This is a genomic window from Planctomycetia bacterium (assembly GCA_034440135.1).
Taxonomy (GTDB): Bacteria; Planctomycetota; Planctomycetia; order Pirellulales; family JALHLM01; genus JALHLM01.
In genome coordinates this window covers 1-7,168 of sequence record JAWXBP010000252.1, presented here as the reverse complement: position 1 = coordinate 7,168, position 7,168 = coordinate 1, and the positions used below count along the sequence as shown (strand labels likewise).

The 7,168-nt window shown below is 60.9% G+C and carries 5 protein-coding genes; 2 read left to right on the top strand and 3 right to left on the bottom strand.

The annotated features are described in order from the left end of the window. The first annotated feature begins 221 nt into the window (after window positions 1-221). Both SGJ19_15540 and SGJ19_15535 read left to right on the top strand, forming a co-directional pair. Window positions 222-2,525, top strand: a complete 2,304-nt coding sequence (locus SGJ19_15540; GenBank protein ID MDZ4781664.1) for a VIT domain-containing protein — start codon at window positions 222-224, stop codon at window positions 2,523-2,525. A 425-nt stretch (window positions 2,526-2,950) separates the two neighbouring features. After that, window positions 2,951-3,694 (top strand): hypothetical protein, encoded by a 744-nt coding sequence (locus tag SGJ19_15535; protein ID MDZ4781663.1) that lies wholly within the window; start codon window positions 2,951-2,953, stop codon window positions 3,692-3,694. A 21-nt stretch (window positions 3,695-3,715) separates the two neighbouring features. Here SGJ19_15535 and SGJ19_15530 read toward each other — a convergent pair whose 3' ends face one another. From SGJ19_15530 to SGJ19_15520, 3 genes are all read right to left on the bottom strand, one after another. Further along, on the bottom strand, window positions 3,716-4,828 hold the full coding sequence (locus SGJ19_15530; protein ID MDZ4781662.1) for a sialidase family protein: 1,113 nt from the start codon (window positions 4,826-4,828) through the stop codon (window positions 3,716-3,718). 49 nt (window positions 4,829-4,877) lie between these two features. After that, window positions 4,878-5,813: a hypothetical protein gene (locus SGJ19_15525; protein MDZ4781661.1), complete on the bottom strand. Its 936-nt coding sequence runs from the start codon at window positions 5,811-5,813 to the stop codon at window positions 4,878-4,880. Between the two features lie 203 nt (window positions 5,814-6,016). Then, window positions 6,017-7,168, bottom strand: a 1,152-nt coding sequence (locus SGJ19_15520) for a hypothetical protein (GenBank protein ID MDZ4781660.1), incomplete at its 5' end; no start/stop codon positions are given.

Here is a 7,168-nt window from a genome sequence, read left to right as displayed (position 1 = left end):
TGTACCGCATGGCATCCGAGCCTCCAGGGTGCAATCGGAATTCCAATTCCGACCGCAAGTGTTTAACCTGAAGCAGACCGAATCGTCAACAGAGCCTAATCCGGCATCACTTTTCTCGCCGGCAATTTTTCCAAGTCTAAGTCGCTTGCCGCTTCGTCGTTATAACAACAGCGGAGCGTTGCGCTCACAGGCAGGTTCCTGACCCGGAACGGGAGGATGTCATGCGACGGTTCATTTGGTTGTTGGCGTTGGGCGGAGTGCTGGCCAGTCCGATCTTGGCCCTGGCTCAGGGGTTACTCATCAACGAGGACGTCTCCCAGCGGATTCGGCTGCCGCGGCCTGTGCCGATGCCCACTCCGCCGCCGAGCAGCTACCGCATCAAGGAACTGGACGTTCACGTCCGGTTGCAGGACCAGGTCGCCAAGGTCCAGGTGAGCCAGTCGTTCGTCAACACTGGCAGCCAGCCGATGGAGGTCAGCTTCGTCTTCCCGCTGCCGCACGACGGGGCCATCGACCAGCTCACGTTCTTGGTCGACGGCAAAGAGTTTCCCGGCAAGTTGATGAAAGCTACTGACGCCCGGCGCATCTACGAGGAAACTGTCCGCCGGAACCGCGACCCGGCGCTGCTGGAATGGCTCGGCACAGGCATGTTCCAGACCAGCGTGTTCCCGGTTCCGCCTGGGGCGGAGCGCAAGGTCACGCTCACGTATTCGCAACTCTGCCGCCGCGAGCGCGGGCTGACGGACTTTTTGTTCCCGCTCAGCACGGCCAAGTACACTTCGCAGCCCGTCGAGAAGCTGAACGTGCAGGTGAACATTACCTCCGGCACGGAAATCAAGAACGTCTATAGCCCGACGCATTCGGTGAGCGTCGATCGCTCCGGCGGCAACGCCACGATCAAGTACAAGGCCGAGAACACCATTCCGGGCCAGGATTTCCGGCTGTTCTACGACGTCGGCAGCGACGTCCTTGGGACGAGCGTCGTTTCGTATCGCTCCGATGAAAAGGACGACGGCTATTTCTTGCTGCTCGCCACGCCCGACGTGAAGGCGGATACGGCGGAGATTCCGGCCAAGACAGTCGTATTCGTCGTCGATCGCTCCGGCAGCATGAGTGGGCAGAAGATCGAGCAGGCCAAAGGCGCGCTCAAATTCGTGCTGAACAACTTACGCGAAGGAGATCTGTTCAACATCGTGGCCTACGATACCGGCGTCGAGAGTTTTCGTCCGGAGTTGGAAAAGTACAACGACGAGACGCGCAAAGCGGCGCTCGGCTTCGTGGAAGGCATCTACGCCGGCGGCAGCACGAACATCAGCGGCGCATTAGAGACGGCTTTAGGGCAGCTCAAGGATACTTCGCGCCCGAGTTACGTCGTGTTCCTCACCGATGGTTTGCCGACGGTCGGTGAAACCAACGAGATGAAAATCGTCGAGTTGGCCAAAAAGACCAATCAGGTCCGCGCCCGCGTGCTGGCCTTCGGCGTCGGCTATGACGTCAACAGCCGCATGTTGGACCGCCTGGTACGCGAGAACTTCGGACAGAGCGAATACGTGCTGCCGGAAGAAGACATCGAAGCCCGGGTGGCGTCGCTCTATAACCGCATCAAGTCGCCGGTAATGACCGACGTGAAGGTCAGCGTCGATATCGACGGCCTGAAAACCGAAGAAGGCGAGCCGGTCAATCGCGTCTATCCGCGCGAAGTGTACGATCTGTTCGCGGGCGAGCAGATCATCCTTGTCGGCCGCTACAAGACGCCCGGCGCGGCGAAGGTCACTATTCGCGGCAAGGTGCAAGGGAGCGAGCGCTCGTTCGATTTCCCGGCCGAACTAGTGGCCAAGAGCAACGACGACAGTTTCGGCTTCGTGGAAAAACTTTGGGCGATGCGCCGCATCGGCGAGATCATCGACGAAGTGGACCTGAAGGGACACAACGAAGAGTTGGTCCAGGAATTAGTGGCCCTCGCCACGCGGCACGGCGTGTTGACGCCCTACACGTCGTTCCTGGCAGACGAAAACACCAACGTCCGCGACCTGGCGGCCGTGCGGGTGGAAGCCGAAACGCGGTTGAGGTCTCTGGAGGACGCCGATGGCGCGTCCGGCGTGACGCAACGCGCGGCCAAGGCCGGTCTGCAACGCGCCGGCGGTCGCAGCGGCGCGGATACCTACGGCCGCGGCGCTTCAACTCCCGCCAGCCGTCCTGCCGGTGGAGGCGGGGGCGGCTTTGGCGGTGGGCTGCGTGGCCCGGCGGTGGCCAACGCCCCGGCCGATCGCGCAAAGGAAGCGGCGCCGGAAACCGTCCGAAACGTCGCCCAGAAGACGTTCTATCGCCGCGCTAATCGTTGGATCGATTCGGTCGTCACGGAGGAATTGGAAAAGCAGGCTCGCAAGGTCGTCCAGTTCAGCGACGAGTACTTCGCACTGGCCGACCGCCACGGCAAGGCACTCTCGCAGTACCTGGTCTTTGACGAACCGGTGCTAATCGCCCTGGACGGCGAGACGTTGTTGATCGAGCCGTCGGAGAATTAGGCCGGCCAGACTCGTTTGACTTCAAAACACGCAAAAAGGCGCGAACGGGAGGGAGGTCGCATCTCTCTCTCGTTTCGTGCCTTGTTGCGTTGCAGTCGCAGGTCAAGCGCCGCAGCCGAGGTCGTAATCGCCGCCCGCATGAGCGCTATTTGACGGCCTCGGGGCTTCGGCGGCGCCGCCCCGCCTACCGGAGACTGTCGCGTGGTATCGCCAAGTAGGGCTGGCTTTCCAGCCTGACTCGCATCGCTTTCGGCGTCGAACACAATTCAAGTCAGGCTGAAAGCCTGACCTACGGGATTTCCCATATACCAAGCCTTGCGACTCGTGTTTCCCGCCCCGAACTTTTGATTGACGGGCCTGTTGCCTGGGCTTACCTTGACGCCAGTCGGAACACCATTCTATCTACATCGTTGAAGAGGCACGTTATGCGTCGGGCAATTCTTGTATTGTTGTCGGTCCTCTGTCTGGATTTCACGCATAGCACCGTCGGCGCCGAAGTAGTGATCGATGCCGATACAACGATCGACTCGCGCTATGAGGATTCGAGCCTCCGGGTCATCGCCGGCCTGGTGCCGCAAACAACGGTGCATTTCGTCGACCCAGCCTATGTCGAGGAATCGGTGTACCTGGAGGACGATAGCGATCTCGAAATGTCCGGGGGCGAGATTCACGACTCGCTTTACCTGTCCGAGAGCACGGTCGCCAATCTCACCGGTGGCACGATTGGCGATACCGTCCACGTCGATAACTTCAGCGTCATCACGCTCAACGGCGCGAACTTGCTCGACTACGTGTACAACGACGGCTTTAGCCTGGCGACGTACGTGGACGGCAACGTGCGGGGCGCCGTAGCCCGTGGCGGATCGCTGGTCTCCATCATTGGCGGGAACTTCCAAGCGAACGGGCAGGAAAGCATTCTCGTCGCGGAAGATAATGCGAAGATCTATGTTTACGGGACTGAGTTCAACCAAGGCTTCGGTGTGATCCGTGGCGAACAGACCGGGACGCTCACGGGCGTGCTGAAGCAGGGCATGGCAATCAACGGCACGTTCACAGTTCACGGCAACGGCGAAATTATCCTGCGCCAAGTTCCAGAGCCCGCCACACTGGCACTGTTCTTGCCCGGAATGTTGATGCTGGCCTGGCCGCGCAAGCGATGCAGCGCCTGATTTCCTTACGAAGGCAATTCGCTACGGCGTGTTGCCTGTTGCGGCCAAGGCGTCCAACTCGTGGAGCCGGACGCGCACGCTAACGATGTACGGCGATTCGCCCGGCGTCCAATGGCCGTAGGTCGTGGTCACGATCGTGCCGTCGGGCAGCACCTCTACGCCGGGATACGCGCAGTCGGCGGCCTTGTGGTTGTCCATCAATCGGATGCGGTACTGGCCTTCGCGTCCCGCAGTGATGTCCTCATACTTGCCGACCCAGGCGACCCAATCGCCCTTGGTAGAACTTTCGTGGCACATATCGCGAAACGAAATGAAGAGCCGCCCGTCCGGCCCGTATTTCGCGGTGTGGCGATCGCCGGTGAGAGCCCCGAGCAACTCACGCGGCTCGGACCAGGTCTGGCCTTCGTCGCGCGAGAAGATGACGTGGGAGTTCAGTCGCCGCGAATTCTCGCGCAACAGCACGGCGATTTCTTGGCCGTCGGGAGAGCGAATCGCGCCTGGCTCGCAGAGATGTGCGTCACTGCGCTGAAGAATCGCCGTGGGTGCGTCCCAGGTCAGTCCGCCGTCCGAGGAAAACGTCTTGTAGAGTGTGAACGTGTCGCTCACTTTGCCAGCGGACGTAAAGTAACGTCCGTCATCGTGGAACATGGCCAGGTAGTGCCCTGGCTTTTCCGTGAGTTCGACGACGCTCCCCATCACGACGATGCCGCCCCAATCGCCGGCAGGTTCAAGTTCCGACCAGGTGGCGCCGTCATCTTCCGAAACGGCCATCCGTGCAGGATAGCGGCCGGACCAGAGAATCAATCGCATCTTGCCGGCCGTATCGACCACGCGATGAATCGTCGGCGTCTCCTGGCTCGTGGCGAAACTCTCCGGCACGGGCAAGCGCTCGGACCAGGTGAGGCCGCCATCAATGCTCCGTTTGTAGACAATCGCCCCGCGGCCATGTCCCTTGGGATACACGCAAAGGATCGTACGACCGTCTTCGAGCAGCACCGTCGTCGGGTGTCCGAGATACTGCCCAGGTTCGCGATCAACGATCACTTGCCGCTCGGCTTGAGCGGCAAGGTCGATGAAGGGAATCGAATACCCGCGCGGCGGTGCGGCGAGCGCGGCCGCGGACAGCAGGCTCATGCCCATCGCATTGCAAGCGACGAAGAATACGATCGCGGCGCGCCCCACGCTACTTCACTGCCTTCTGCAACGTCGCGACCGTCTTCGCCGCTTTGTTCTGCAGCGTTGTCATGTTGCCCAGGAATTCGATCGCCTCGGCGCCGGATTCCGACGTTTTCAGGTAGCCCTTGTTGTCCTCGTAGGCTTCGTTCAATGGCGTCATGATGGCTTCCATTTCATCCAGAGCTTTGAGAACCTTCGCCAGCTCCTTCTTGGCGCCGGCCGAGTCCTTCGCCTTCAAAGCCTTGGCGCATTCCTCGCTGTCGCTCGTCACTTGCTTGTACAGCGTCGCCATCTTGTTGAACTTGCCTTTAAGCAGTCGCACGTTCAGGCTCTGTTCTAGCATTTCTCGGTGTTTGGAGCGATCGTCCGACGCGGCTTGCCCTGCCGACTTCTTCAGTTCCGCGGCGATTCTGTTCTGCAGCGTGGTGTCCGAGAAGGGCTTGATCGTCAGCTGTGCCAGGGCATTGAGCGAATCGCACCTCGTGCCCGGATCCGCACTGCAGAAGGTGTCGATCTCGTCGATCAGCGTCTGCATCTCCGGCGACGATTCTGACTTTTTGCCGACGATCTTTTTGCTCCGCGCCTTGATCTCCTTCGCGAGCGTGGCCTTGAGTGCATCGAACTTCGCCAGCACGTTTTTGGCCGCCTCCACGTTGGCCGCCTTGTCGTCCTGGGTCTTCTTGAGCGAAGCGACGACACTGACGACGTTCTCGTAGATCTTCATCGTCTCCTTGTCATGCAGGAAATCGTTGATGTCGTCGCCGGTCGTGCCTTTGGCACGCAACTCGCGCACGCGCACGCCCAGGCCTTCGATGCTCACCGCATTCAATGCGGAGGCTTTGGCACTCGTGTTGGCGAGGTTGGCATCCTCGGAGTAGACGACGTTCGCTTCTTTCTTGAGCGTAGCGAATTTCGCTTGCAACTTCTTCAACTCGTCTGACATCTGCGACCTGTGAGGAAATGAGAAAGTCAAGGGTGAGGAACATCGTTACGAATGCCCGCCGAACGCGCCGCCAAACAGCGATTCAAGGCAAGAGCTCGTGCAAGAGACTATATGTTGACGTGCCGCAGACTGTCAACGAATTGGCTCGCTTTCGCCCCGATTTTTTCGTCGCCCGGTGAAAGGTATTTCCGGCGAGCGCTGCTTTACGGCGCCGCCTCGAAGCGGTGGTTCAACACCCGCTCGCCGTTGAGCTCTTCCGCTCGGAGCCAGAGTTGCTGGCCGAGGAGGGTTTTGCCGTTCGGCAGGACGTACGTGCGCGTGTCTTGCCCTTCGCCGATGCGTTCCAAATCGACGCTCGTGCGCCGGCGACCAGGGGCGTAGAGCGAGCAGCGGAAGGCGAGTTCCTGGTCGGTGTTGTTGATGATCTTCTGTTCCACTTCCAGCTCGCCGAATTCGTTGAGCCGCGTTTGGGCTTCGAGAATGAGATCGCCGAGGCCCACTTCCAACCGGCGCAACACGTGGAAGCGATAACGGCGATCGGCCATGACTTCGATCTCTGCCTGCACGTCCTGCGACGCGCTCGATGCGTCGTACGGCAACATGATTTCCAGCGGTTGATCGAGCGTTTCCCCCGCGGCGAGCTTGAACTCGAACCGCGACGGTTGAATCGACCAGCCCTGCGGCGCGACCAATTGCACGCGGCCGGTGACCGACTGCGAAAAATGATTCCGCAGATGACAGGCGTTACGATGCGGTTGACCGAACACGCTCGGCAATCGGGCATTGTCGAACGTGAACGTGCTCCGCCACCGCGCGACCGCCTCGTTCACGCCTTCGACGAACGTCGGCGTCGGCCCGACTTGAATCACTTGCTCATGCCCGTTCTGCTCGACCGGAATCTCGCGCTCCCAGGCGTCGAACTGCCGGACTTTCTCGCCCAGGTACAACCGCTCCTCGGTCGGCTGAGCGTTCCAGACCGCCATCACGGCAGCGCCGTCGCGTGAGAACAGCTCGTTCCGCGATCCGCCCGGCAGCTCCACGCGACCGATGTAGGTTGAACCGCCGAGTTGCAGCGCCGTCGTGCGCCAGGGCAGGAACAACTCGCCGGGCGTGCCGCCGGCTTCGAGCAATCCATGCTTGGGATCGAGCGCGTTGGCGGCGAAGATCGCGCTCGCGCCATGCGCCTTGGCGGCGATCATCTCGCGCAGCAAATCGGCGACGCGCGTCGCGGCGTCGTACTTGCCTTCCGGCAACGGCGAGAGCGACACCCAACGTCGATCGGCGCGCCGTTGCAACGGTTCAAGGTATTCCGCCAACTCGTCCGGCGCGAGCGACGGTTGCCCGGAGTAAGTCAC

Bases quoted from the DNA above. Each gene is read 5' to 3' on its own strand.
- SGJ19_15535 (MDZ4781663.1), top strand. From the start codon at position 2,951: ATGCGTCGGGCAATTCTTGTATTGTTGTCGGTCCTCTGTCTGGATTTC.
- SGJ19_15525 (MDZ4781661.1), bottom strand. From the start codon at position 5,813: ATGTCAGACGAGTTGAAGAAGTTGCAAGCGAAATTCGCTACGCTCAAG.
- SGJ19_15540 (MDZ4781664.1), top strand. From the start codon at position 222: ATGCGACGGTTCATTTGGTTGTTGGCGTTGGGCGGAGTGCTGGCCAGT.
- SGJ19_15530 (MDZ4781662.1), bottom strand. From the start codon at position 4,828: ATGAGCCTGCTGTCCGCGGCCGCGCTCGCCGCACCGCCGCGCGGGTAT.